Source organism: Pseudomonas sp. RW409, from assembly GCF_003184125.1.
GTDB classification, from domain to species: domain Bacteria; phylum Pseudomonadota; class Gammaproteobacteria; order Pseudomonadales; family Pseudomonadaceae; genus Aquipseudomonas; species Aquipseudomonas chlororaphis_I.
In genome coordinates this window covers 669,704-695,376 of record NZ_QHHP01000004.1, presented here as the reverse complement: position 1 = coordinate 695,376, position 25,673 = coordinate 669,704, and the positions used below count along the sequence as shown (strand labels likewise).

At 63.2% G+C, this 25,673-nt stretch carries 19 protein-coding genes; 16 read left to right on the top strand and 3 right to left on the bottom strand.

All coding sequences use genetic code 11. From position 1 onward, the window contains the following. Positions 1 to 307: 307 nt before the first annotated feature. Positions 308 to 2,257 carry a dihydrolipoyllysine-residue acetyltransferase gene (gene aceF / locus DK261_RS05765; RefSeq protein WP_110175392.1) on the bottom strand — a complete coding sequence of 650 codons (1,950 nt, stop codon included), beginning with the start codon at positions 2,255 to 2,257 and terminating at the stop codon, positions 308 to 310. 11 nt (positions 2,258 to 2,268) lie between these two features. Then, on the bottom strand, positions 2,269 to 4,914 hold the full coding sequence (gene aceE / locus DK261_RS05760; RefSeq protein ID WP_009046644.1) for a pyruvate dehydrogenase (acetyl-transferring), homodimeric type: 2,646 nt from the start codon (positions 4,912 to 4,914) through the stop codon (positions 2,269 to 2,271). Between the two features lie 381 nt (positions 4,915 to 5,295). Here aceE and glnE point away from each other — a divergent pair, with 381 nt between their 5' ends. From glnE to DK261_RS05685, 15 genes are all read left to right on the top strand, one after another. Further along, the gene (glnE, locus tag DK261_RS05755; RefSeq protein ID WP_016704479.1) at positions 5,296 to 8,235 is read left to right on the top strand and encodes a bifunctional [glutamate--ammonia ligase]-adenylyl-L-tyrosine phosphorylase/[glutamate--ammonia-ligase] adenylyltransferase; all 2,940 of its coding nucleotides are present in this window, start codon (positions 5,296 to 5,298) and stop codon (positions 8,233 to 8,235) included. 140 nt (positions 8,236 to 8,375) lie between these two features. Continuing rightward, complete coding sequence (gene waaF, locus DK261_RS05750; RefSeq protein WP_103330895.1) at positions 8,376 to 9,410, top strand: lipopolysaccharide heptosyltransferase II; 1,035 nt, start codon at positions 8,376 to 8,378, stop codon at positions 9,408 to 9,410. Continuing rightward, positions 9,411 to 10,472 carry a lipopolysaccharide heptosyltransferase I gene (gene waaC, locus DK261_RS05745; protein WP_110175391.1) on the top strand — a complete coding sequence of 354 codons (1,062 nt, stop codon included), beginning with the start codon at positions 9,411 to 9,413 and terminating at the stop codon, positions 10,470 to 10,472. Then, the gene (locus tag DK261_RS05740) at positions 10,472 to 11,593 is read left to right on the top strand and encodes a glycosyltransferase family 4 protein (protein WP_009041865.1); all 1,122 of its coding nucleotides are present in this window, start codon (positions 10,472 to 10,474) and stop codon (positions 11,591 to 11,593) included. Before waaC ends, DK261_RS05740 begins: the two co-directional genes overlap by 1 nt. Continuing rightward, on the top strand, positions 11,593 to 12,399 hold the full coding sequence (gene rfaP / locus DK261_RS05735; protein ID WP_110175390.1) for a lipopolysaccharide core heptose(I) kinase RfaP: 807 nt from the start codon (positions 11,593 to 11,595) through the stop codon (positions 12,397 to 12,399). Before DK261_RS05740 ends, rfaP begins: the two co-directional genes overlap by 1 nt. After that, positions 12,399 to 13,133, top strand: coding sequence for a lipopolysaccharide kinase InaA family protein (locus DK261_RS05730; RefSeq protein WP_009046649.1), 735 nt, complete (start codon positions 12,399 to 12,401; stop codon positions 13,131 to 13,133). The genes rfaP and DK261_RS05730 overlap by 1 nt, the downstream gene beginning before the upstream one ends. Beyond that, a complete protein-coding gene (locus DK261_RS05725; protein ID WP_016704482.1) occupies positions 13,130 to 13,882 on the top strand; it encodes a lipopolysaccharide kinase InaA family protein in 753 nt (250 codons plus the stop codon). The genes DK261_RS05730 and DK261_RS05725 overlap by 4 nt, the downstream gene beginning before the upstream one ends. Beyond that, the gene (locus DK261_RS05720; protein WP_053268081.1) at positions 13,882 to 15,336 is read left to right on the top strand and encodes a lipopolysaccharide kinase InaA family protein; all 1,455 of its coding nucleotides are present in this window, start codon (positions 13,882 to 13,884) and stop codon (positions 15,334 to 15,336) included. The genes DK261_RS05725 and DK261_RS05720 overlap by 1 nt, the downstream gene beginning before the upstream one ends. A 278-nt stretch (positions 15,337 to 15,614) precedes the next feature. Then, a complete protein-coding gene (locus DK261_RS05715; RefSeq protein ID WP_009041869.1) occupies positions 15,615 to 17,372 on the top strand; it encodes a carbamoyltransferase in 1,758 nt (585 codons plus the stop codon). Next, entirely contained in the window at positions 17,356 to 18,486 is a 1,131-nt protein-coding gene (locus DK261_RS05710) for a glycosyltransferase (protein ID WP_110175389.1), read from the top strand. Before DK261_RS05715 ends, DK261_RS05710 begins: the two co-directional genes overlap by 17 nt. After that, on the top strand, positions 18,486 to 19,382 hold the full coding sequence (locus tag DK261_RS05705) for an antimicrobial resistance protein Mig-14 (RefSeq protein WP_110175388.1): 897 nt from the start codon (positions 18,486 to 18,488) through the stop codon (positions 19,380 to 19,382). The genes DK261_RS05710 and DK261_RS05705 overlap by 1 nt, the downstream gene beginning before the upstream one ends. Continuing rightward, complete coding sequence (locus DK261_RS05700) at positions 19,379 to 20,785, top strand: PIG-L deacetylase family protein (protein ID WP_028683753.1); 1,407 nt, start codon at positions 19,379 to 19,381, stop codon at positions 20,783 to 20,785. The genes DK261_RS05705 and DK261_RS05700 overlap by 4 nt, the downstream gene beginning before the upstream one ends. An 84-nt stretch (positions 20,786 to 20,869) precedes the next feature. Next, entirely contained in the window at positions 20,870 to 21,826 is a 957-nt protein-coding gene (locus DK261_RS05695) for a glycosyltransferase (protein WP_009046655.1), read from the top strand. 54 nt (positions 21,827 to 21,880) lie between these two features. Next, complete coding sequence (locus DK261_RS05690; protein ID WP_009046656.1) at positions 21,881 to 22,642, top strand: hypothetical protein; 762 nt, start codon at positions 21,881 to 21,883, stop codon at positions 22,640 to 22,642. Positions 22,643 to 22,690: 48 nt separating this feature from the next. Beyond that, positions 22,691 to 23,794, top strand: coding sequence for a glycosyltransferase (locus DK261_RS05685; protein WP_029527142.1), 1,104 nt, complete (start codon positions 22,691 to 22,693; stop codon positions 23,792 to 23,794). Here the strand turns inward: DK261_RS05685 and DK261_RS05680 are convergent. Further along, positions 23,780 to 24,385, bottom strand: a complete 606-nt coding sequence (locus DK261_RS05680) for a hypothetical protein (protein ID WP_009046658.1) — start codon at positions 24,383 to 24,385, stop codon at positions 23,780 to 23,782. The two genes, DK261_RS05685 and DK261_RS05680, sit on opposite strands and share 15 nt — an antisense overlap. A gap of 107 nt (positions 24,386 to 24,492) precedes the next feature. On the opposite strand from DK261_RS05680, the gene DK261_RS05675 reads away from it, so the two are divergent. Further along, on the top strand, positions 24,493 to 25,665 hold the full coding sequence (locus DK261_RS05675; protein WP_110175387.1) for an O-antigen ligase: 1,173 nt from the start codon (positions 24,493 to 24,495) through the stop codon (positions 25,663 to 25,665). Positions 25,666 to 25,673: the final 8 nt, after the last annotated feature.

Here is a 25,673-nt window from a genome sequence, read left to right as displayed (position 1 = left end):
GGAAACTCGCTTGGTAAATGCTGATCGCGCCGGGCTCGCGCCCTCTTTACTGTTGCCTGCGGCAAGGTTGCATCATGCGGCACTGACTGACAAGTGAGATGAAGGCTAAGTGCTATAAGAATCTATCGGCAGCGCGGAAGATTTCTGAAAGCTAATATTTTCTGGTGTTTTACCGGGCTTTGGCCGCTGGTTGCAGCGATTTTTCGGCAAAAAAAGCCCCGCCAAATTGGCGGGGTTGAGGTACGAGCGTGGCGCTCGAAAAGGGTGCAACGGCCGGCTTCCCCATGACAGGGAAGCCGGCCGGGTCTTACAGCAAGATGGTGCGGATATCCGCCAGCAGATCGCTCAGACGCTTGGTGAAGCGTGCAGCAGCGGCGCCGTTGATCACACGGTGGTCGTAGGACAGCGACAGCGGCAGCATCAGCTTCGGCTGGAAGGCTTTGCCGTCCCAGACTGGCTGGATGGTTGCCTTGGAAACGCCGAGGATCGCCACTTCCGGTGCGTTGACGATCGGCGTGAAGCCGGTGCCGCCAATGTGACCGAGGCTGGAGATGGTGAAGCAGGCGCCCTGCATGTCGTCCGCCGAGAGCTTCTTGGTCCGGGCTTTTTCAGCCAGGGAAGCGGCTTCGGCAGCCAGTTGCAGCAGGCTCTTCTGATCGACGTTCTTGATCACCGGTACCAGCAGGCCATCCGGGGTGTCGACCGCGAAGCCGATGTTCACGTACTTCTTGCGGATGATCGCTTTGCCGCTAGGCGCCAGCGAGCTGTTGAAGTCCGGCAGTTCCTTGAGCAGGTGCGCGCAGGATTTCAGCAGCAGCGGCAGGATGGTCAGCTTGACGCCGGCCTTCTCTGCGACGGCTTTCTGGGCGATCCGGAAGGCTTCCAGTTCGGTGATGTCGGCCGAGTCGAACTGGGTGACGTGAGGCACGTTCAGCCAGCTGCGATGCAGGTTCGATGCGCCAGCCTGCATCAGGCGGGTCATCGGCACTTCTTCGATCTCGCCGAAGCGGCTGAAGTCCACCACTGGAATCGGCGGGATGCCGGCGCCACCGGTTGCGCCGGCAGCTGCCGGAGCTTCCTTGGCCTTCTGCATCATGGCCTTGACGTAAACCTGCACGTCTTCCTTCAGGATGCGACCGTGCGGGCCGCTCGGGCTCACCGCGTTCAGCTCGACGCCGAACTCGCGCGCCAGCTGGCGCACGGCAGGGCCGGCATGAACTTTCGCGCCCGGTTGGGCCGGGGCGGCAGCTGGCGCTGCAGCAGGTGCCGCTGCTGCGGCCGCAGGGGCGGCTTCAGGCTTGGCGGCAGCCGGGGCTGCGGCAGGCGCCGGGGCGGCCGCTGGGGCAGCGCCCTTGACCTTCAGCTTGAGGATCAGGTCGCCGGTGCCGACTTCGTCGTCCAGCTTGATCGCAACGCTTTCCACGATGCCGGCGGCTGGCGATGGAATTTCCATGCTGGCCTTGTCGGACTCGAGGGTGATCAGCGACTGGTCGGCTTCAACGCTGTCGCCAGCCTTGACCAGGACTTCGATGATCTTGGCCTTGCCGGCCGAGCCGATGTCCGGAACGTGGATGTCCTGGACGCTGTCGGCTACCGGGGCGGCAGGTGCGGCAGCAGCCGGTGCCGGAGCAGCAGCGGCTGGAGCGGCGGCCTGGGCAGGCGCAGCGGCGGCAGGGGCGGCGCCGGCCACTTTCAGGGCCAGGATCAAGTCGCCGGTGCCAACTTCATCGTTGAGCTTGACGCTGATGCTCTCGACCACGCCCGCGGCTGGCGATGGGATTTCCATGCTGGCCTTGTCGGATTCGAGGGTGATCAGCGACTGGTCGGCCTCGACGGTGTCGCCGACCTTGACCTGGATCTCGATGATCTGGGCCTTGCCCGACGAACCGATATCCGGCACGTGGACCTGCTGGGTCGAAGCGGCGGCAGGTGCAGCGGCAGGGGCGGCAGGAGCCGGCGCTACAGCTGGTTTTTCCTCGGCCTTGGCAGCCGGAGCGGCGGCCGCTGGCGCCGCGGCAGCGGCACCCTCGACTTCCAGTTCCAGCAACTCGTCGCCTTCTTTCAGGCGATCGCCCAGCTTCACTTTCAGGCTCTTGATGACGCCGGCTTTGGGCGCCGGAACTTCCATGCTGGCCTTGTCCGATTCCAGCGTCAGGATGCTCTGGTCGGCTTCGATACGGTCGCCGACCTTCACAAACAGTTCGATTACTTCACCTTCACCGCTGCCGATGTCAGGTACGCGAATGAGTTCGCTCACAAAAAATCTCCTCAGCAGTCCAGTGGGTTGCGTTTTTCCGGGTTGATGCCGAACTTGGTGATGGCCTCGGCCACGACCTTAGGTTCGATGTCACCACGGTCAGCCAAGGCTTCCAGGGCTGCCAACACCACGAAATGACGGTCGACTTCGAAGAAGTGACGCAGCTTCTTGCGGCTGTCACTGCGGCCGAAACCGTCGGTGCCCAGGACTTTGAATTCCTTGGACGGGACCCACTGACGAATCTGTTCGGCGAACAGCTTCATGTAGTCGGTAGAGGCGATGACCGGACCTTTACGGCCGCTCAGGCACTCTTCGACATAGCTCAGCTTAGGCTTCTGGCCCGGGTGCAGACGGTTGCTGCGCTCGACTGCCAGGCCATCGCGACGCAGTTCGTTGAAGCTGGTAACGCTCCACACGTCCGCGCCCACGTTGAATTCTTCGCGCAGGATCTTCGCCGCTTCACGGACTTCGCGCAGGATGGTGCCGGAGCCCATCAGCTGTACGTGGTGCGCTGCTTCGCGGGTGTCTTCCTCGAGCAGGTACATGCCCTTGATGATGCCTTGCTCGACACCGGCTGGCATGGCTGGCTGCTGGTAGGACTCGTTCATCACGGTGATGTAGTAGAAGACGTCCTGTTGCTCTTCGGTCATCTTCTTCATGCCGTCCTGGATGATCACCGCCAGCTCGTAGCCATAGGTCGGATCGAAGGTACGGCAGTTCGGGATGGTGCCCGCCAGCATGTGGCTGTGACCGTCTTCGTGCTGCAGGCCTTCACCGTTGAGGGTGGTACGGCCGGCGGTACCGCCGATCAGGAAGCCGCGGGTACGGCTGTCGCCAGCGGCCCAGGCCAGGTCGCCGATACGCTGGAAGCCGAACATCGAATAGAAGATGTAGAACGGCAGCATCGGCTGGTTGTGGCTGGAGTACGAAGTACCGGCCGCGATGAAGGAGCTCATGGCGCCCGCTTCGTTGATGCCTTCCTCGAGGATCTGGCCCTTCTTGTCTTCGCGGTAGAACATCACCTGGTCTTTATCGACTGGCTCGTAGAGCTGGCCGACGGACGAGTAGATGCCCAACTGACGGAACATGCCTTCCATACCGAAGGTACGGGCTTCGTCCGGGATGATCGGGACGATGCGCTGGCCGATTTCCTTGTCCTTGACCAGTTGCGCGAGGATCCGCACGAAGGCCATGGTGGTGGAGATTTCGCGGTCGCCCGAACCGTCGAGGATAGCCTTGAGGGTTTCCAGTGGCGGGGTCGGAATGTTGAAGCTTTTGGCACGGCGCTGAGGCACGAAACCGCCCAGTGCGGCACGACGCTCGCTCAGGTAACGGGCTTCGGCACTGCCTTCTTCCGGTCGGAAGAACGGCAGGTTTTCGATTTCTTCGTCCTTGACCGGAATGTCGAAGCGGTCGCGGAACAACTTCAGGCTGTCGACATCGACTTTCTTGGTGTTGTGCGCGGTGTTCTTCGCTTCGCCGGCGCCGGTGCCATAACCCTTGATGGTCTTGGCCAGGATGACGGTCGGTTGCTCTTTGTGGTTGACCGCTTCGTGGTAGGCCGCATAGACCTTGTACGGGTCGTGGCCGCCACGGTTGAGTTTCCAGATTTCCTCGTCGGACAGGTCTTCGACCATTGCCTTGAGTTCAGGCGTGTTGAAGAAGTGCTCACGCACGAAGGCGCCGTCTTTGGCCTTGTAGTTCTGGTACTCGCCGTCGATGACTTCGTCCATGCGGCGTTGCAGGATGCCGTGGGTGTCCTTGGCCAGCAGTGGGTCCCAGAAACGGCCCCAGATGACTTTGTTCACATTCCACTGGGCGCCACGGAACACGCCTTCGAGTTCCTGGATGATCTTGCCGTTGCCGCGAACCGGGCCGTCGAGGCGCTGCAGGTTGCAGTTGATGACGAAGATCAGGTTGTCCAGCTTCTCGCGGCCGGCCAGGGAGATTGCGCCCAGGGATTCCGGCTCGTCGCACTCGCCGTCGCCCATGAAGCACCAGACTTTCTGCTTGCCTGGCTGGATGAAGCCGCGGGCTTCCAGGTACTTCATGAAGCGCGCCTGGTAGATCGCCTGGATCGGACCCAGACCCATGGATACGGTCGGGAACTGCCAGAAGTCAGGCATCAGCCATGGGTGCGGGTAGGAGGACAGGCCGTTGCCGTCCACTTCCTGGCGGAAGTTGTTCATCTGGTCTTCGCTGATGCGGCCTTCCATGAAAGCGCGAGCGTAGACGCCAGGGGAGGCGTGGCCCTGGAAGTAGATCAGGTCGCCGCCATGTTCTTCGGTTGGCGCCTGGAAGAAGTAGTTGAAGCCGATGTCATACAGAGTCGCACTGGAGGCGAAGCTGGAGATGTGACCGCCCAGGTCAGAATCTTTCAGGTTCGTACGCATGACCATGGCCAACGCGTTCCAACGTACCAGCGAGCGAATGCGGCGTTCCATGAACAGGTCGCCAGGCATGCGTGCTTCGTGGGTGACGGGAATCGTGTTGCGGTACGGCGTGGTGATGGCGTAGGGCAGTTGCGAGCCGCTGCGGGTCGCGAGTTCGCCCATACGGGTCATCAGGTAGTGAGCACGGTCTTCGCCTTCTTTGTCGAGAACCGATTCCAGGGCGTCCAGCCATTCCTGGGTTTCGACGGGATCGAGGTCTTGCATGGCTTGCTCCAGGGCGGAAAGGCTTCCAGAATCGGTTGCCTGAGTTTGCGACTGGCCTTGTGGGCAGACGATAAAATTCTTGGATTGCCGGAGGTTGATACGGCGGCGTGTAGTTTTACTACAAATCGTCGGCCATTTCAGCCTTTCGAATGTATAGACGAGTAGTAAAACTACAGAAGATTGGCTTGTGGCCTCCTGCTGTGTTGTGAGAATAATCGTTACTGTTGGTCGATTTCCAACACCAATGGGTAAGAATTTGATGCTGGCTGCCAAAATAATAAAAATTTCAGCTATTTCTAACTTTTGTTCGACAGTCCTTCAAGGGCCGCGCCCGCAGAATTTGCCCCGACCGCCCCTTTCTACGCCGATCAAGGATAGCCCATGAGCCTGCCCGCGCTTGCCGAACTCCCAGCGATTCTCCTGCCTTTTGTCAGCCGTGCGGAGCAGTCGTTCCGTAGCGCCGTGGCGACCCTGGACGACGATCACGGGTTCGCCGCCTGGACCCCTGAACGCTGGGCCGAGTTTGCCCGGGTGAGCGCCGCCAGCGACTTCTTCATTGAACAGAGCCTTCGTGACCCTTTGATGTTGCTGGAGCTGGTGCACGGCGGCGAACTCGACCGCGGCTTCGGCCCGGGCGAGCTGTGCGCGCAGATCGCCGCAGCGGTGCAACAGGCCACCAGTGAAGACGAACTGGGGCGGGTGCTGCGGCGTCAGCGCAATCGTCATCAGGTGCGGATCATCTGGCGCGACCTGACGCGCCAGGCGGATCTGGTGCAGACCTGCCGCGACCTGTCGGACATGGCCGACGCCTGCATCGACCAGGCCTATCAATGGTTGTACCAGCGCCACTGCGAGCAGTTCGGTGTTCCCACCGGCCGACGCAGCGGCGAGCCGCAGCAGATGGTCATCCTCGGCATGGGCAAGCTGGGCGCCGTCGAGCTGAACCTGTCGTCCGACATCGACCTGATCTTCGCCTACCCCGAAGGCGGGGAAACCGTGGGCGTGAAGCGTGCGCTGGATAACCAGGAATTTTTCATCCGCCTGGGGCAGCGCCTGATCAAGGCGCTGGACCCGATGACCGTCGACGGTTTCGTGTTCCGCGTCGACATGCGCCTGCGGCCCTACGGTTCGGCGGGCGCCCTGGTGCTGAGCTTCAATGCGCTGGAGCAGTACTACCAGGATCAGGGCCGCGACTGGGAACGCTACGCGATGATCAAGGCACGGGTGGTGGCGGGCGACCAGGTCGCCGGCGCGCAGTTGCTCGATATGCTGCGGCCTTTTGTCTACCGGCGTTACCTGGACTTCTCGGCGATCGAAGCGCTGCGCACCATGAAGCAGCTGATCCAGCAGGAAGTGCGGCGCAAGGGCATGGCCGACAATATCAAGCTGGGTTCCGGCGGGATCCGCGAAGTCGAGTTCATCGCCCAGGCTTTCCAGCTGATCCATGGTGGGCGCGATCTGAGCCTGCAGCAGCGTCCTCTATTAAAGGTGCTGACCACCCTGGAGGGGCAGGGTTACCTGCCGCTCGCGGTGATCGCCGAACTGCGTGAAGGTTACGAATTCCTGCGTTACACCGAGCACGCGATCCAGGCGATCGCCGACCGGCAGACGCAGATGCTGCCGGACAATCCGCAGGATCAGGCGCGCATTGCCTTCATGCTGGGGTTTGCCGACTGGGCGGCGTTCCATGAGCGCCTGATGTACTGGCGCGGTCGGGTGGAGTGGCATTTCCGCCAGGTGATCGCCGACCCGGATGAAGACGAAGGCAACGAGTGCGAAGTGGTGGTCGGCGGCGAATGGCTGCCGCTGTGGGAAGAAGCCCAGGACGAAGAAGCGGCTTGTCGGCAGTTGCAGGAAGGCGGTTTCAATGACGCACCCAAGGCGCTCAGGGCGCTGGCCGGCCTGCGTGGCAGCCCGCAATTGCGAGCCATGCAGCGTTTGGGGCGCGAGCGCCTCGATGCCTTTATTCCCCGCCTGCTGGCTCAGGCAGTGGAGCACGCCGATCCGGACCTGGTGCTGGAGCGCGTGTTGCCGCTGGTCGAGGCGGTGGCGCGACGTTCCGCCTATCTGGTGCTGCTCACCGAGAACCCCGGGGCCTTGCGCCGCTTGTTGACCCTGTGTGCTGCCAGCCCGTGGATCGCCGAGCAGATCACCCGCTTCCCGCTGCTGCTCGATGAGTTGCTTAACGAGGGCCGGCTGTTCAAGCCGCCATTGGCGCCGGAACTGGCCGCCGAGTTGCGCGAGCGCCTGACGCGCATCCCCGAGGACGATCTGGAACAGCAGATGGAGGCGCTGCGTCACTTCAAGCTGGCCCACCGTCTGCGAGTGGCGGCTTCGGAAATCGCCGGCAGCCTGCCGTTGATGAAAGTCAGCGATTACCTGACCTGGCTGGCCGAGGCGATCCTCGAGCAGGTGCTGGCCCTGGCCTGGCGCCAGACGGTGGCCAAATACGGCGCTCCGCAGCGCACCGATGGCACCTTGTGCGATCCCGGCTTCATTATTGTCGGTTATGGGAAAGTCGGCGGCCTGGAACTCGGGCATGGTTCCGACCTGGACCTGGTGTTCATCCATGACGGCGATCCGCAGGCGGAAACCGATGGCCCGAAACCGATCGACGGCGCGCAGTTCTTCACCCGCCTGGGCCAGCGGATCATTCACCTGCTGACCACCCAGACCAACTCCGGCCAGCTGTACGAAGTGGACATGCGCCTGCGGCCGTCCGGGGCGTCGGGCTTGCTGGTGAGTTCGCTGGGGGCGTTCGCCCGTTATCAGGAGAACGAAGCCTGGACCTGGGAGCATCAGGCGCTGGTGCGCGCCCGGGTATTGGTAGGTAGCCAGGATGTCGGCCAGGCCTTCGAGAAAGTGCGGGCTGCGGTGCTGGGGCGTGCCCGTGACCTGCCCAAGTTGCAGCAGGAGGTCAGCGAGATGCGGGCCAAGATGCGCGACAACCTGGGGACCAAGGCGACGGCCGCCGGAACCGCGGCAAATGCCTTCGAGGCCACGGCGCCGTTCGACCTCAAGCAGGACGCCGGAGGTATCGTCGACATCGAATTTATGGTGCAATACGCGGCCCTGGCGTGGTCGCAAGAGCACCCGTCATTGCTGCGCTACACCGACAATATCCGCATTCTGGAAGGTCTGGAGGAAGTCGGGCTGATGCCCGCGACCGACGCCAGTCTGCTGCGCGAGGTCTACAAGGCCTACCGTTCCGCGGCTCACCGCCAGGCCTTGCAGAACGAGGCCGGGGTCATCGCCGGCGACCAGTTCGCCAGCGAGCGACGGGAGGTATTGCGGATTTGGCGCGAGCTGGGGCTAAGCTAGGCAGCGTGCGCTGCGTTGCCACAAATGTATCCGGCGAGCCCTGTTTTGGCTCGTCCACAATGAGCTGGCGGTGAATGCCGCAGGGCTGGATTCTCGAGGCGGGGAGGCGTAAGCCTCCCCGGTTCGTTTTTGGAAACCACATGAATATTCTGATCGTTGGGCCCAGTTGGGTCGGTGACATGGTGATGGCGCAGACACTCTTCCAGTGCCTGAAACAACGCCATCCTCAGTGCGAGATCGACGTGCTGGCCCCCGAGTGGAGCCGGCCGATCCTGGAGCGCATGCCGCAAGTGCGGCAGGCCTTGAGCTTCCCGCTCGGCCACGGCGTGCTGGAACTGGCGACCCGCCGGCGCATCGGCAAATCCCTGGCCGGCCAGTACGACCAGGCCATCCTGCTGCCCAACTCGTTGAAGTCGGCGCTGGTGCCGTTCTTTGCCGGCATCGCGCAACGTACCGGCTGGCGTGGCGAGTTCCGCTACGGCCTGCTCAACGACGTGCGCACGCTGGACAAAGAACGTTATCCGCTGATGATCGAGCGCTTCATGGCGCTGGCTTACGAGCCGGGTGCCGAGCTGCCCAAGCCGTATCCGCGTCCCGACCTGCAGATCGACCCGGCCAGCCGCGAAGCGGCGCTGGCCAAGTTCGGCCTGACCCTGGATCGCCCGGTGCTGGCGCTGTGTCCGGGGGCCGAGTTCGGCGAGGCCAAGCGCTGGCCGTCCGAGCATTACGCCAAGGTCGCCGAGCTGAAGATCCGCGAGGGCTGGCAGGTCTGGCTGTTCGGCTCGAAGAACGATCACGTGGTTGGCGAAGATATTCGCGCCCGGCTGATTCCGGGGCTGCGTGAAGAGTCGGTCAACCTCTGCGGCGGCACCTCCCTGGCCGAGGCCATCGACTTGCTGTCCTGCGCCGATTCCGTGGTGTCCAACGACTCCGGGCTGATGCACGTGGCGGCGGCGCTGAATCGCCCGCTGGTGGCGGTGTATGGCTCGACGTCGCCGGGTTTCACCCCGCCGCTGGCCGACCAGGTCGAAGTCGTGCGCCTGGGCATCGAGTGCAGCCCGTGCTTCGATCGCACCTGCCGCTTTGGCCATTACAACTGCCTGCGCCAGCTGCTGCCAGACTCGGTGGACCAGGCCTTGCAGCGGTTGCAGGGCACCGCGGTCGAGGTTCGGTAAGTGCGGGTACTGTTGATCAAGACCTCCTCCCTGGGTGACGTGATCCATGCGCTGCCGGCGTTGACCGATGCGGCGCGGGCGATTCCGGGGATCAAGTTCGATTGGGTGGTGGAAGAGGGTTTCGCGGAAATCCCGACCTGGCACCCGGCTGTGGATAAAGTGATCCCGGTGGCGATTCGCCGCTGGCGCAAGAACATCTGGCAGACCATCAAGAGTGGCGAGTGGCGGCGCTTCAAGCAGAGCGTGCGTGCGACTCAATACGACTTGGTGATCGACGCCCAGGGCTTGCTGAAAAGCGCCTGGCTGACGCGCTACGTCAAGGCGCCGGTGGCCGGCCTGGACAAACAGTCCGCGCGCGAGCCCTTGGCGGCGCGTTTCTACTCGCGGCGCCTGGCCGTTGCCCGCGGCCAGCATGCCGTGGAGCGTGTGCGCCAGCTGTTCGCCGTGGCCTTGGGGTATGACTTGCCCCAGGGGCTGGGCGATTACGGCCTGAACGTCGAGAAGCTGGTGGAACTGCCGCGGCCCAAGCCGTTCGTGGTGTTCCTGCACGGCACCACCTGGGACACCAAGCACTGGCCGGAAGCCTACTGGCGCGAGCTGGCCGAACGCATGGGCCAACTGGGCGTCGAGGTCAAGCTGCCGTGGGGCAACCCGGCGGAAAAGGCCCGGGCCGAGCGTATTGCCAAGGGCTTGGGCAACGCCACTGTGCTGCCGAAGCTGAACCTGGCGGGTGTCGCCAAGGTGCTGGCGCAAGCCCGGGCCTGTGTCGCGGTGGATACCGGGCTTGGCCATCTCGCAGCGGCGCTGGATGTGCCGACCATTTCCCTGTTCGGCCCGACCAACCCGGGCCTGACCGGCGCCTATGGCAAGGCGCAGATCCATATGGCCAGCGACTTCCCTTGCGCGCCGTGCCTGCAGAAAAAATGCACCTATCAACCGACGGCTGAAGATCAGCGGCGGTTCGACCTGAAACGCGAGTGGCCGTTGTGCTTCACGCGTCTGAATCCTGAGCGTGTCGCCAGCCGGCTGAGCAGGTTGTTACTGGCTGAGGAGCTGCGCTGATGCAATTGGCTTTTGTCCTTTATAAATACTTCCCGTTCGGCGGCCTGCAGCGGGATTTCATGCGCATCGCCCTGGAGTGCCAGAAGCGCGGGCACCAGATCCGTGTCTACACGCTGATCTGGGAAGGCGATGTACCGCCAGGTTTCGAAGTGCTGGTGGCGCCGGTCAAGGCGTTCTTCAACCATCGGCGTAACGAGAAGCTCAGCGCCTGGATGGAGGCCGACCTGGCCAAGCGTCCGGTGGACCGCCTGATCGGCTTCAACAAGATGCCCGGGCTGGACGTGTATTACGCCGCCGACGGCTGCTTCGAAGACAAGGCGCAGAACCTGCGTCATTCGCTGTACCGCCGTTGGGGCCGCTACCGGCACTTCGCCGAATACGAGCGGGCGGTGTTCGCCCGGGACGCGAAGACTGAAGTGCTGATGATTTCCGAGGTCCAGCAGCCGCTGTTCATCAAGCATTACGACACCCCGGTGGAACGTTTCCACCTGCTGCCGCCCGGCATCGCCCAGGACCGTCGCGCGCCGGCCAACGCGGCGGAGATCCGCGCCGAATTCCGTCGCGAGTTCGCCCTGAAAGACGATGACTTGCTGCTGGTGCAGATCGGCTCCGGGTTCAAGACCAAGGGCGTGGATCGCAGCCTCAAGGCTGTGGCCGCCTTGCCGCCGGAGCTGAAGAAACGCACCCGGCTATTTGTAATTGGCCAGGACGACCCCAAAGTATTCCAATTGCAGAGCGCCGCATTGGGCCTGGGCGAGCATGTGCAGTTCCTCAAGGGGCGCAGTGATATCCCGCGTTTCCTGTTGGGCGCCGACCTGTTGATCCATCCGGCGTACAACGAAAACACCGGTACTGTGCTGCTGGAAGCGCTGGTGGCCGGCTTGCCGGTGCTGGTCAGCGCGGTCTGCGGTTATGCCCATTACATCGCCGAGGCCGACAGCGGCCTGGTGCTGGACGAGCCATTGGAGCAGGGACAGCTCAATCAATACCTGAACACCATGTTGACCGACGACGCTGCACGCGCGACCTGGAGCCGTAACGGCCTGGCGTTCGCCGAGACGGCCGACCTCTATAGCATGCCGCAGCACGCTGCGGATGTGATTCTGGCGGAGCAACACTGATGAAGTTGATTCTTGCCGAACCGTTCAAGACCCTTTGGGCCGGACGCGATGCGTTCGCCGAAGTCGAGCGTCTGGACGGCCAGGTCTACCGTGAACTCGAAGCCCGCCGTACCTTGCGTACCGAGGTGGCCGGCGAAGGGTTCTTCGTAAAGATTCACCGCGGTATCGGTTGGGGCGAGATCTTCAAGAACCTCCTCACCGCCAAGTTGCCGGTGCTCGGCGCGGGCCAGGAATGGCAGGCCATCCAGCGCCTGCAGGAAGCCGGCGTGCCGACCATGACCGCCGTGGCCTATGGCGAGCGCGGCAGCAACCCGGCCAACCAGCATTCGTTCATCGTGACCGAAGAGCTGGCGCCGACCATCAGCCTCGAAGACTTCAGCATCGACTGGGTCAAGCAGCCGCCGCAGCCCAGGCTCAAGCGCGCGCTGATCGCCGAAGTGGCGCGCATGACCGGCATGATGCACCGCGCCGGGGTCAACCATCGCGACTGCTACATCTGCCACTTCCTGCTGCACACCGACAAGCCGGTGACGCCCGATGACTTCAAGCTCTCGGTGATCGACTTGCACCGCGCCCAGACCCGTCCGGCAATCACCCGGCGCTGGCGCGACAAGGACCTGGCGGCGCTGTATTTCTCGGCCCTGGATATTGGCCTGGCCCGGCGCGACAAGCTGCGTTTCCTCAAGGGCTATTTCCAGCAGCCGCTGCGGCAGATCCTGAGCGACGAGGCGGCGCTGCTGACCTGGCTGGAGGGCAAGGCCAACAAGCTGTACGCACGCAAGCAGCGGTACGGAGATGCGCTCTGATGGCGGGTTGGAACCTTGAACCTGGGTATCGGGAGCTGGCGCAGGACTTCGGCAGTCTGGATGCGGTATTTGCCCTCAAGGGTGAACATCTGACCCGCGACCCGTTGTCGGAGGTCATCCGTGTCGAGCGCAACGGCATCAACTATTACGTCAAGCGCTACACCGGCGCCGGCAAGAACCTGCGGCGCTATCTGGGCAAGCCGCGGGTCAAGTCCGAGTGGCAGAACCTCAAGCGTTTCGCCAAGTGGGGCATTCCCACGGCGGAGGTGGTGGCCTGGGGCCTGGAACGTCGTGGCCTGGCCTACGACCGGGGGGCGATGATCACCCGCGAGCTGCCACGCACCGAAGACCTGTCGGTCCTGGCCGAGCGCAACGACCCGCTGCTGGCCGATCGGGCCTGGGTGGACCGGGTCAGCCAGCAGCTGGCACGCTACACGCGGATCATGCATGAGCACCGCTTCACTCATAACGACCTGAAGTGGCGCAACCTGCTGATCGACGACGATGCGCGGCTGTACCTGATCGATTGCCCCAATGGCGATTTCTGGCGCGGTTTCTGGCTCAAGTACCGGATCACCAAGGACCTGGCGTGCCTGGACAAGGTGGCCAAGTATCATTTGTCCGCCACCCAGCGCCTGCGCTTCTACTTGCAGTACCGCCAGCGCACCCGGCTGAACGCCGCGGACAAGTGCCGTATCCGGCATGTGCTGAGATTTTTCGAGGGACGCGAATGACCGATTTCCTGGCGGCTCAGGACCGTGCGTTGCTGGAGCGCCACGGCCTCGACAGCTTCGACGCGTTGTGGGCCAAGCAGCTTGAGGCAGTGGACGAGCCCAATACCGACGGCGGTGGCTGGAGCAGCGTGTATCGCCTCGACCTGGAAGGCCACGGCTACTACCTCAAGCGCCAGAGCAACTACCTGACGCGGACCCTGCACCGGCCGTTCGGCGAGCCGAGCTTCGCCCGCGAATTTCGCAATATCAGCCGCTACCAGCAGTTGGGTATTCCGGCTTTGCAGGCGGCCTTCTTTGGCGAGCGCAAGGTGGCAGGCGAAACCCGGGCGATCCTGCTGACCCGGGCGCTGGATGGCTGGAACGACCTGGACTCGCTGCTGCAACAGTGGGCGCAGCTCAGCCCGGACCAGCACGCGGCGATCCTGCGGGCCTGCGGCCTGCTGGCGCGCCAGCTGCACGCGGTGCGCCAGGTGCACGGCTGTTTTTATCCCAAGCATATTTTTCTGCGGGCCACCGGCGACGGTTACCAGGCGCAATTGATCGACCTGGAAAAGACCCGTCCGCTGTTGTTCGGCCAGCGTGATCGGGTCAAGGACCTGGAGCCGCTGTTGCGTCGCGCCCCGGTCTGGAGTGAGGGCGATGTACGTGCCTTGCTCGCGACCTACCTGGATCAGCCGCAGGACAGCTCGCTGGTCGATGCCTGGCTGAACCGCCTGAGTGCACGCCGCAGCCATAAGGAGACTCGCTGATGCGCCTGTCCGAACTCAAGCAGGCCGGCCGTGCGCCAAGCCTGCCGTTGAGCCTGGAGCTGGCCGACGCTGCTGGACCTGCGACGTTGCAGTTGCTCAGTCTGCTGCGGGTGCTGCCAGGGCAGCGTTATGTCGGCGCCGGTGTCTGGCGCGGGCGTCCGGTGCTGGCCAAGTTGCTGGTGGGCGCCAAGGCAGCGCGGCATTTCCAGCGTGAGCTGCAGGGCGTGCGCCTGCTTGAAGAACAGGGCATGACCACGCCGCTGCTGCTGGCCGACGGCCTGAAGGAAGGCGAGGGCGGCTGGCTGTTGTTCGAGTTCCTGGAAGGTTCCGAGAGCCTGGGCGATGCCTGGAAACAGGTGGAATCGTTGCCGGCGCTGGCCGATGAGCAGCAGGCGGTACTCGCCGAAGCCCTGGCCGCCATCGCCGAATTGCACAGCAAGGGCCTGTGGCAGGAAGACCTGCATCTGGACAACCTGCTGCGTCATCAGGGCAAGCTGTACCTGATCGACGGTGCCGGGATCTGCGTGGAACAGGCAGGCAAACCGCTGTCCCGGCAGAAGGTCCTGGAAAACCTCGGAGTGTTTTTCGCCCAGTTGCCCAAGAGCCTGGAGCCCTTCACCGAAGAGCTGCTGGTGCATTACCTGCTGAACAATGCCGAGCATGCCTTGCCGCTGGAAGCCTTGCAGAAGCAGGTGGACAAGGTGCGCAGCTGGCGCTTGAAGGATTTTCTCAACAAGGTCGGTCGCGAGTGCACCCTGTTCAGCGTGCTGCGCGGTCCCTTCGCCTTGCGGGCGATTCGGCGCGAGGAAGAAGCAGCGATGCTGCCGGTGCTGGAACAGGCAGACGCGCTGCTGGACCGGGGGCACCTGTACAAGACCGGTGGCGCCGCCAGCGTCGGCCGGGTCGAAGTGGCGGGCCGCACCCTGGTGGTCAAGCGCTACAACATCAAGGGTTTTGCCCATTGGCTCAAACGCTTCTGGCGCCCCAGCCGGGCCTGGCATTCGTGGCAGGAAGGCAATCGCCTGGCATTCCTCGGCATTGCCACGCCCAAGCCGCTGGCCTTGCTGGAAAAGCGTTTCCTCTGGCTGCGCAGCCGGGCCTACCTGGTGACCGAATACCTGGCCGGGCCGGACATCATCGAGCGCTTCGCGCCCTATATCGACAGCGGCGCGGCTCCAGAGGCCGAGCTGCAGGCGCTGGACCGGCTGTTTGCCGAGTTGATCCGCGAACGCATCAGCCATGGCGACTTCAAGGGGCACAACCTGTTCTGGCAAGAGGATCGCTGGGCGCTGATCGACCTGGACTCCATGTGCCAGCACCACAGCCTCGGCAGCTTCGCCCCGGCCTACGCCCGCGACCGGGCGCGCTTCATGCGCAACTGGCCGCAGAGCAGCGCGCTGTATCAGGTCATCGACCAGCGTCTGCCTAAAACCGCCGAATCGTCCGTAGGCTAAGGCCTGTAGCCGCTGCCGCAGGCTGCGATCGAGCGCGAAGCGGTCGCGCTCTGGAGATCGCAGAAAGGCTCTTCGAGCCTTATCGCAGCCTGCGGCAGCGGCTACAGATCCCTCGCAAGCCATATTTGGCGCCAGCGCCCGGCGCTGAAACGTCAGGGATCATCCCGCGGCAGGTTTACGCTATAATCCCGCCCTTTAGCTGTTTCTCGCCCGTGGCGGGGAGCACATTAATTCCAGGCGCACGTCGCCTGCATGCAGACTTAAGAGGCTAGACCCCTGTGGCATTGACGATTCTTGGCCTGTCCGGCGCCCTTAGCCATGATCCTTCCGCAGCGCTGTACATCGACGGCAAGCTGGTGGCGGCTGCCGAAGAAGAGCGCTTCGTACGCGATAAACATGCAAAGAACCGCATGCCCTACGAATCGGCGAAGTTCTGTCTGGAACAGGCCGGCATCAAGCCTTCCGACGTTGACGTGGTGGCGATTCCGTTCGCGCCGATCAGCCTGTTCGGCAAGGCCCGCTGGCACTACGCCAAGCGTTACTGGTACGCCCCGGACCGCGCCCTCGACGCGATCCTGATGGGCAACCGTCGCTACAAGCGTTATCGCAACAAGATCGTCTGGTGCCTCGAGCAACTGGGCTTCGATCCGAAGAAGATCAAGATCGAGCCGGTCGAGCACCACCTGGCCCACGCTTCCAGCGCCTACCACTGCTCCGGCTTCAAGGAGAAAACCGCGATCCTCGGGATCGACGGCAAGGGCGAGTACGCCACGACCTTCTTCGGCTACGGCGAAAACGGCAAGATCCACAAGATCAAGGAATTCTACGATCCGGACTCCCTGGGCGGCCTGTATGGCGCGATCACCGAGTTCCTCGGCTTCGAGATGCTCGACGGCGAGTTCAAGGTCATGGGCATGGCGCCGTACGGCGATGCCAGCAAGTACGACTTCTCCCGCCTGGCCAGCTTTGAAAACGGCGAACTGGTGATCAACACCGATTACGCCAACGTCATCGGCCTGCGCCGCTATAAAGAGAAGGGCAAGGGTTTCTACTTCTCGCCGAAGTTGATCGAGTGGCTGGGGCCGAAGCGCGAAGGCGACATCGCCGACGAGCCGTACATCCACTACGCGGCTAGCATGCAGGCGCTGTTCGAGAAGCTGGCGCTGCAGATGATCGACCACTACCTGGGCGACATCCTCAAGGAAACCGGCAAGCTGGCCTTCGCCGGCGGCTGTGCGCTGAACGTCAAGCTGAACCAGAAGATCATCGCCCGTCCGGAAGTCAAAGAGCTGTTCGTGCAACCGGCGTCCGGCGATGCCGGTACCGCGGTCGGTGCCGCGGCCTATGTTTCCCACGCGCGCGGCGTGCCGGTGGAGAAGATGGAACACGTCTATCTCGGCCCGTCCTACAGCAACGAAGACGTGATCGCCGCCTGTGCCCGTCACCCGAACAAGCCGGCCTGGCGCCAGATCGACAACACCCCCGAGCGTATCGCCAAGATCATGGTCGACGGCAACCCGGTGGCCTGGTTCCAGGGTCGCATGGAGTTCGGTCCGCGTGCCCTGGGCGGTCGTTCGATCATCGGTTGCCCGAGCGCTACCGGCGTGGCCGACCGGATCAACGAGCAGATCAAGTTCCGCGAGCGCTGGAGGCCTTTCTGCCCGTCGATGCTCGACACCGTCGGTCCGCAGATGATCAAGGTCGATCACCCCGCACCGTTCATGACCTTTACCTTCGAAGTGGCGGAAGAGTGGAAGACCCGCGTGCCGGAAGTGGTCCACGAAGACGGCACTTCCCGGGCCCAGGTGCTCAAGCGCGAATACAACCCGCGCTACTACGACATGATGAAGGCCCTGGAAGTCCTGACCGGCAACGGCGTGTCGCTGAACACCTCGCTCAACCGCCGTGGCGAGCCGATGATCTGCTCGCCGACCGACGCCCTGAACATGTTCTTCGGCTCCGATCTGCAGTACCTGATCATGGAAGACATCCTGGTGGTCAAAGACGGCGTGGACCCTTATGACACGCTCGGCTGAGCGTCACGTCCTGCAGTTCTGCCACGGCTATGACGGGCCGTTCCTGGACTGCGCCCGGCAATATGCCAGCCTGTTCGCGGGCAGCGGCTATCGCGTGACCACGGTGTTCCTCACCGGGGTTGCCGATGCCGAGGTGGCCGATGGCTGTGCCAGCGACGAAGTGCTGTTCATGGAATACAGCTCCAAGGCCATCCGTGGCCTGAAGCTGGGGGCGATACGCGACCTGCGCAAGATCGCCGCGTCGCGCAACTTCAGCTTCTGCATCGCCCACCGCTTCAAGCCGATCTACATCGCATTGCTGGGCACCGCATTGCCGGTGATTGGCGTGCATCACGCGTTTGGCGACTATCAGCGCGGCAGTCGCCGCCTGTTCGCCAACCTGTTCCGCAAGCGCCTGAGCCTGCTCGGTGTGTCCGATGCGGTGCGCGACGACATGCGCGGCTGCCTGCCGCAGTGGCCGGCGGCGCGGATCCAGACGCTGTACAACCGGATCGACGTCGAAGCCTTGCAAGCGACCCAGCTACCGAAGGCCGAAGCGCGCCGGGAGCTGGGGCTGTCGTCTTCCGCCTGGACCGTCGGCAATGTCGGGCGTCTGCATCCGGACAAGGATCAGGCCACCTTGCTGCGCGGATTTGCCGCGGCCTTGCCGGGACTGCCTCGGGAAAGCCAGCTGGCGATTCTCGGCAGCGGGCGCCTGGAGCAGAACCTCAAGGATCTTTCCCGCGAGCTGGGCATCGCCGACCGCGTGCTGTTCCTCGGCCAGGTCACAGAAGCCCGGCGTTTCTTCCGCGCTTTCGATGCCTTCGCCCTGAGCTCCGACCACGAGCCCTTCGGCATGGTGTTGCTGGAGGCCATGGCCGCCGGCGTGCCGCTGCTGGCGACGGCCTGTGGCGGGGCCAAGGAAGTGGTCGAAGGCGTCGGCATCCTGTTTCCGCTGGGCGATGCCGAGCATATGGCCCAAGGTCTGCAACACCTGGCCGGAATGGATGAGAACCAGCGCCTGCTGTGCGCCGAACTGATGTTCGAGCGCCTGCGCGAGCGATTCTCCGACCGCGCTGTTCGCGACGCCTTCTGGCGTCTGCCGCAAGTTACCGATCTGACCGCGAGGCCCTGATGCTCAATCGATTCCAAGGCTGGCGCGAGCGTGGCTGGTCGGTCGTCGACGCCTCGACTTATGCCGCTGCCTGGCAGCGTTTTGGCGGCAGTGTCGCCACCCATCCTTTGGTGGTGGAGCGCCTGGCGAACCTGGCGGGCATTCCGGTCCGCTACCTGGCCTGGGAACAAGCCGGCGAACTGCGGGCGGCGATCCCGACCTGGGGGCGCGACCTGGCGCTGTCCAAGGACGTGCTCAAGCGTCGCGGCAAGAAAGGCCTGTTCGACCTGGGCAACGCCGAGCTGATCCTGCCGGCCGCGCCTGAGGCCCAGGCCCCGCTGCGTCATCGCGGCCGTTACCTGTCGGCCTTGAACCAGGGCCGCTTCAGCACCCTCAAGCTCCAGGCCGAACAACTGGCCATGGCTCGCACGCCTGAAGAGCTGTCGAAGAAGTTTCGCTACAACCAGCGCCGCGAGCTGCGCCTGCTGGAAGAGGCGGGCGGCGTGGTGCGTCCGGTCGGCGAGTTCTCCAGCCAGGAGCTGGCGGCCATCTACTGCGATCTGTTCCAGCGGCGCTGGGGGTTCCCGGCCACCGGTGCCGAGCGCATGGCCGAAGTCATCGAGTTGCTGCGCGAGCTGCTGATCGGCTCGGTGATTTTCCTCAACGATGCGCCGATCGCCATTCAACTGGTGTATCGGGTCGAAGCGCCGGAGTGGATCAGCGTCGAATACATCAACGGTGGCGTCGATCCTGGAACCCGCGAGTTCAGCCCTGGCAGCGTGTTGAGTTTCCTCAATACGCAAAGTGCCTGGGAACAGGCGCGGGCCATCGACAAGCCGCTGCGTTTTTCCTTCGGTCGCGCCGATCGCGAGTACAAGGATCGCTGGTGCAACCCCGTTCCGGTGTTCACGGTATGAATCAGCCACCGAGTCGCAAGCAACAGTTGCTCAAACGCCATCGCCGGCAGAAGCGCCTCGCTCTGCTGATTGGCCTGCTGGTACTGGTGGCCGTCGGTGTGCTGGTGGCCTGGTGGTTGCCGCTGCTGCTCGCGGTGCTGGCCTGGGTGGCCCATGAGGCCTGGTTCGCCGACCACCTGTTTTATTCGCCCCGGGACGATTATCAGTACAGCTTTCCGTTCGGCACCGAGCAGCCCAAGGTCCACCTGGACAAGGAGCGCCTGGTGCTGGACCAGGCGATCGACCTGGCGGGGGATGAAACCCTGATCCTCGCGGTAAAGGTCAGCAGCACCTGGCTGGGGCGCTTTTTCGACCCTTGCGTCTCTTTGGCGGGGCAGGATCGGCAGACATTCGAGCGCGGCGTGAACGGCTTGCGTTATCTCAACCTCAGCGGGCTGGCACGGCCTCTGGCCAGCGGCAAGCTGCAACTGCGCGGGCGTTTCTGCCGGGTGCACGGCGAGCCGCTGTTGTCGGTGTTCCGCGAGCCGGACTATCGCCACCAGCGGGTGATGGTCATCGCCCCCCATGCCGACGATGCCGAACTGGCCGCCTTCGGTCTGTACAGCCAGGCCGACGAAACCTGGATCGTCACGCTGACCGCGGGCGAGATCGAGGCCGAGCATTACCGGCAGATGGGCATGAACGGTGCCGATGCGGCGCGGATCAAGGGCCGGCTGCGGGCCTGGGACAGCATCGCGGTGCCGCGTTGGGCCGGGGTTGCCGAGGCGCGCTGTGTGCAGCTGGGGTACTTCTGCCTGCAACTGCCGGCCATGCAGGCAGCGCCGAATCGCCCTGTGGCGTCCCGCGAGGCCGAGCTGTCGGATATCCGCCTGTTCCGCCAGTTCAATCCGTTCCCGCTGCCAGCGGATGCCGATGGCGCGCCGACCTGGAACAACCTCTTGGCCGACCTGCGGGCGCTGTTGCTCAAGGCGCGCCCCGAGGTGATCGTGCTGCCGCATCCGACACTCGACCCGCACCCGGACCACCTCTGCGCCCAGCAGGCGGTATTGGAAGCGTTGCAGGGGCTGGAGTGGCAGCCGACCACCTTGCTCGGTTACGCCAATCACTTGCATGACAACGACCGTTGGCCGATGGGCGATTCGGGGGCGGGCATTGCCCTGCCACCGGTGTTCGACCCGGCCCAGGAGCTCAGGCCCTGCTGCTTGCCGCTGTCGGTCGAGCAGCAACGCGACAAGGCGATGGCCCTGGGCATGATGCATGACCTGCAGCCGCGGGCGCCGTTCAAGCGCCGCCTGCGCCGGGTCCTGCAGCGTGTGTTGGCCGGCCGCGCCGCTTCGCCTTATGGCGAGAACGAGTTTTTCCGCAAGGCGGTACGCCGGCATGAGCTGTTCTGGCGTTTGTAAATTGATATTGCATGACACCCTTTTGCCTGTCGGCCAGGGTAGTTTCGCTCTTTTGTCCGGTTGCTCACGGCTGCAAGGAAGATGATGAAGGTTCTATTTCTGGTGCAGAAAGAACAGCGGGCCATTCTGGACCGCCTGTACGAAGGCGTTGCCGCTCATTGCGAATGCGACCTGCGGTGGTTGAGCAGCGACGAGCAGCGCAACCTGCGTGGCTATTTCCGCCGTGAGGTGGATGTATCGCGCTACGACCGTATCGTGTTCTTCCTGCGTTTCAAGCAGGAAATCCGCCAGGCGAGTTTCATCCGTAGCATTCCCAATCTGGTGATCCTCGAGCACGACGCCTACCAGAACTACATCCCTTGCAAGTACACCGGCAAGTTCAGCGCGCACTACCGCCGCCTGCCGTGGGCACGGGTGATCAGCTCGGGGTTCATGGTCAGCGAGCGCTTGCGCCAGGAAGGTTTCGACGCGGTATTCGTGCCCAAGGGCTACGACCAGACCCTGCTGCAGGATCAGGGCCGCGAGCGGGATATCGAACTGGCATTCGTCGGCAGCACCAACAGCGTGGCCTACAGCGGGCGCAAGGCGCTGCTCGACGAACTTGGCCAGGTCGAGCCCCTGGTGGTGACGCGGACCAAGTCGGGCGAAGAGTATTGCGACACCCTCAACCGTATCCGCTTTTTCGTCAGTGCCGACGTCGGCATGGGCGAATACATGATCAAGAATTTCGAGGCCATGGCCTGTGGCTGTGTGTTGCTGGCATTCGACCAGGGTGAGGCGGAAAACCGCGCGCTGGGCTTGCAGGACCTGCACAACGTGGTCTTTTATCAGAACATCCCGCAATTGCAGGAAAAACTCGCCATGCTGCGCGCCGATCCGGCCCTGGCGCAGAGCATCGCGCGAAACGGCCGCGATCTGGCGGTCTCTCAGTTCAGCTTCGCCCGTATCGGGCAGCGTATTGTCGAGGAACTCCAGCCCGCATTGCGGCCTCGTGCACCCTTGAGCCTTATCGAGCGCGTACGCTCGAAGCTGGGTGTTTGACAGCGATCACTGAGCCCTTAATAGTGATCGCACTTTGTCGTAGGTGAGAATCAAGTGCAGTTTAGTCAAGAGAGTGACATCACCCTGGTGGTCACCAGTTGCGGTCGTCTGGACCTGCTCAAGCTCACGCTGGAGAGTTTCGATCGCTTCAACAGCGCGCCGATCCGCGAAGTCTTCATCACTGAAGATGCTGGCGACGAGCGGGTGCGCACGGCGGTGCCCGCCCATTGGAAAGATCACTGTACCTTCTTCGTCAACCGGCCGAAGCTCGGGCAATTGGCGTCGATCGACCTGGCCTACGAGCAGGTCAAGACCCCCTATATCTTCCATTGCGAAGACGATTGGGAGTTCTATCGCCCGGGTTTTGTCGAGGATTCGAAAGCGATTCTCGAGCAGCGCCCGGACATCCTGCAGGTCTGGTTGCGCAGTTATGCCCACGACCTGCGAGTCCATAGTCCCTACATCCACTTGGGGGCCCGCGAGTTGATCGGTGGTGTGCCTTGTTATCCGCTGATCTCCGATAAACCCGAGTGGCAGAGTTTCTCCCTGAACCCGGGCTTGCGCCGGATGGCAGAGTATCGACTGTGCGCGCCTTTCGCCGGGCACGGAGGCGAGAAAGCGCTGTCCAAGCGCTATGCTGAGCTGAACCTGACGGCTGTCAGCCTGGAAGGCGACGCGGTGCTGCATACAGGCTTCGGTCTGCATGTGGAGACTGCCGCCGAGCGGCAGCGTAAGGCTCGGCGCAGTCGTCGCGAGCAAATCAAGCTTGTTCTAGTCCTGTTGGTTGGAGTCGGTATTGGCTGGTTTATCAATTAGTTCTACCGGTTTCACTTACCCGAATACCGCGAAAGGGCTATGTGCCCAATGAGCATTCTCAACGTCATGTGGGCAGGCGGCAGTGCATTTGCCTCCGTTCACAAGGTTCACCAGCAGATCCTCTCTCAGGCCGAGCCAGGCACTGTGGTCAAGACCTGGCTGCTGCAAGGCTCGTCCACCGGATGCGTTGCCGAAGTGGGGGAATGCCGGGAGTGGAACCTGTCGTCGGTGCGCCTGAAGGGCAAGCATTTCTGGCGCTTGCTCAAACCCTGGCTGCGGGCCCGCTTTCGCAAGGCTCTGCAGGAGACTGATGCCCAGGTGCTGTTGCTCGATGGCCTGGGGGTGGCGCGTACCTTGTTGCCGGTCCTCAAGTCATTGCCGCACATGCGTGCGGTGGTGGTGATCCACGGCTCCACGCGCTTGCACCGCAAGGATCAGCAGCTGTTCCGGCAGTTCCCCGCCTCGCAGCTGACGCTCGCGGCCGTTTCGCAGACCCTGGCGTCTTCCCTCGAATACGATTTGCAGATGCCAGTGACGGCCTTGCGCAGCGCGTTCGACCCGCAGGAGTTCAATGCAAGGCTGCTGCCGCGTGCCGAGGCCCGGGCCACCCTCGGCCTGCCCGTGGACGATGTTCCGGTATTCGGCGCGGTCGGCCGTCTGGTGGACGATAAAGGTTTTGCTTGTCTGCTGGAGGCTTTCGCCAAGGCCTTGGCGAGCCGGCCGGAGATGCGTCTGGTGATTATCGGCGAGGGCTCGAATCGTACAGCGCTCGAGGCCCGCATCAACCAGCTGGGCCTGCAGGACAGGGTTTCGCTGCCTGGACATCTGAAGCATGCGGCAATGCTTTACAAGGCATTCGACTGGGTGGCCATCCCGTCGCTGGACGAGGGCCTGGGGTTGATCCTGCAGGAAGCCGTGATGTCCGGTGTGCCGGTATTGACCAGCGATTTGCCAGTGTTCCGTGAGCAGTTGGCTGAAACCGGGCGTTATGCGCCGGTGAATGATATCGACGCCTGGCAGGAGGCCATTTTTCAGGCCCTCGGCCTGCCCGTCCAGAGCATCGCGGCGGATCAGTATGCTGCTCTGGCCCCCGACCTGGCCTGGCAACGCTTCAGCCAGGCCGCTACCTCCCTGCTGTCATGCCGAAAGTAGGGCCTGTTCCAGCGCTTGTATCGGAAAGCTCCCGTTCAGCTTCTCCCGGGCAATATAACGGGCGAAGTGTTGCAGGTTGCGTTTGACCAGATGGCGCGGCAATGGTCCGCGGAAAAAACGCATGTCGGCCACATCGATCAGGCCGAAGCGGTTATCTGGGGTGATGACGATGTTGCCCAGGTGCAGCGAGCGAAAGTAGATCCCCGAGTTGTGCAGGCTGCGAATCAGCTCGACCAGGGCCGGCAAGGTCTGTTGCCAGTCGAAGCCTTCCTTGCTGGCGACCTGACGCAGGGTTTCGCCTGGCAGCGGTCGGTAGAGCACCGCGGTCATGCCGGGTTGTTCCAGGCGGTAGAAGTCCAGAACCTGCAGCGTGGGAACGCCGAGTTGTTCCAGGCGCGCGGCGTTGTCGATGAAGCGCCTCGAATAGGGCCGAAACAGGGCGGATGAAAAAAGACGCTTGCGCCGAAACAGTTTCAGAATATTCCCATCCTGCAACAGGTAGACTTTCGGGCCGTAACTGTCGGCCTCCAGAATTCTGGCGCCTTCAATCATCTGATTCAAAGTGGCTTGGGGAAGCCGGGAGCATTGCATCGTAGGAAGCCTTGTCGAAGTGGCGGGCACAGTGGCGGGCAATGATGCCGAAAAGTTGCTGTTTTAACCATGCCGGGTTGGCTGGTGAATCATTTAGGAGCGAGTAGATGCAGGCCACACGTTGGGCGCAAGTATGGATGACAATCGGGTTGCTATGGTTTTTGCTGGCCATCGCACTGGCGCCCACCAACAAGCTCTACCAACAGGGGCTGGTGGCCTTTTTGTGGTTGCCGGCGATGATTCTGGCCTGGCCCGCGCGTCAACGCCTGGTTGAATGGTGGCATGCCCAACGCTGGCTTGGCCTGGCGTTGCTGGGGTTGGCGGTATGGGGGCTGGTCAGCCTGCTATGGACGCAGGCGGCGGACCCATCGCGTGAGGCCAAGCGCCTGCTGTACATCGTAGTGTTCCTGCTGTTCTTCCCGGTTTTCGCCAGTGCCCGGACTGAGCGGGTGATTCGCGTCATGCAGTGGGGCGGACTGGGGCTGGCGGTGACGGCGCTGATGGCCATCATCCAGTTCTACTGGATCAACGGAAATGTCTGGTGGGCACGCCTTGTGGGATTGGGTGAGCTGGCGCATCCGATCCTGGGTGGTTATGTCATCGGCCTGGCCGCCATCTGGCTGCTGCACTGGGTGCCGCGTACTCGCGCCCTTCAAACGGTGTGGCTGGTGGCGTTGGCGGTGCTCGGTGGGTTTGTCGTGCTCTGCCAGAGCCGCGGTGCTGCCCTGGCCCTGTTCCTGACCGTGCTGGCGATGCCGATCTGGTGCCGTGACCGACTCAGCCGAATTTTCGCGGCGGCAGCATTGTTGCTGGCAATGTCGGCGTTCTGGTTTCTCGAGCCTTTGGTCCTGGCGCGTGGCGTTTCCTTTCGCCCGCAGATCCTGATGGCCAGCCTGCAGATGATCGCCGAACATCCATGGACAGGCCTCGGCCTGGGTTCAGGCTATAGCGTGCATGCCGAAGGGCAGGCTTTCGATCATGCCCATAACCTGTTCAGCCACATTGCCATCGAACTGGGGATCCCCGGGCTCTTGCTCTGGGTCGTGGCCTGGTTTGCAGCGCTGCGCGAAGCCTGGCGCGCCCGTGAAACGCTCTATGGCCGGGGCGTCATCGGCATCTGGCTGTTCTCCTTCCTGGCCATGCAGTTCGATGCCGCCAGCCTGACCGGAACCCCTCGCGCCGAATGGTTCATCAGTTGGCTGCCGATCGGTCTGGCTACTGTTTTGGTCTGGGCGCGGGGCAGTCACACAGGCTGTGATAAAATCCCGCGTTCCTCCTAAACAGTGAG

Coding starts and splice junctions, on each gene's coding strand:
- aceE (WP_009046644.1), bottom strand. CDS start 4,914: ATGCAAGACCTCGATCCCGTCGAAACCCAGGAATGGCTGGACGCCCTG.
- glnE (WP_016704479.1), top strand. CDS start 5,296: ATGAGCCTGCCCGCGCTTGCCGAACTCCCAGCGATTCTCCTGCCTTTT.
- waaF (WP_103330895.1), top strand. CDS start 8,376: ATGAATATTCTGATCGTTGGGCCCAGTTGGGTCGGTGACATGGTGATG.
- DK261_RS05740 (WP_009041865.1), top strand. CDS start 10,472: ATGCAATTGGCTTTTGTCCTTTATAAATACTTCCCGTTCGGCGGCCTG.
- rfaP (WP_110175390.1), top strand. CDS start 11,593: ATGAAGTTGATTCTTGCCGAACCGTTCAAGACCCTTTGGGCCGGACGC.
- DK261_RS05730 (WP_009046649.1), top strand. CDS start 12,399: ATGGCGGGTTGGAACCTTGAACCTGGGTATCGGGAGCTGGCGCAGGAC.
- DK261_RS05725 (WP_016704482.1), top strand. CDS start 13,130: ATGACCGATTTCCTGGCGGCTCAGGACCGTGCGTTGCTGGAGCGCCAC.
- DK261_RS05720 (WP_053268081.1), top strand. CDS start 13,882: ATGCGCCTGTCCGAACTCAAGCAGGCCGGCCGTGCGCCAAGCCTGCCG.
- DK261_RS05710 (WP_110175389.1), top strand. CDS start 17,356: ATGACACGCTCGGCTGAGCGTCACGTCCTGCAGTTCTGCCACGGCTAT.
- DK261_RS05705 (WP_110175388.1), top strand. CDS start 18,486: ATGCTCAATCGATTCCAAGGCTGGCGCGAGCGTGGCTGGTCGGTCGTC.
- DK261_RS05700 (WP_028683753.1), top strand. CDS start 19,379: ATGAATCAGCCACCGAGTCGCAAGCAACAGTTGCTCAAACGCCATCGC.
- DK261_RS05695 (WP_009046655.1), top strand. CDS start 20,870: ATGAAGGTTCTATTTCTGGTGCAGAAAGAACAGCGGGCCATTCTGGAC.
- DK261_RS05685 (WP_029527142.1), top strand. CDS start 22,691: ATGAGCATTCTCAACGTCATGTGGGCAGGCGGCAGTGCATTTGCCTCC.
- DK261_RS05680 (WP_009046658.1), bottom strand. CDS start 24,385: ATGCAATGCTCCCGGCTTCCCCAAGCCACTTTGAATCAGATGATTGAA.
- DK261_RS05675 (WP_110175387.1), top strand. CDS start 24,493: ATGCAGGCCACACGTTGGGCGCAAGTATGGATGACAATCGGGTTGCTA.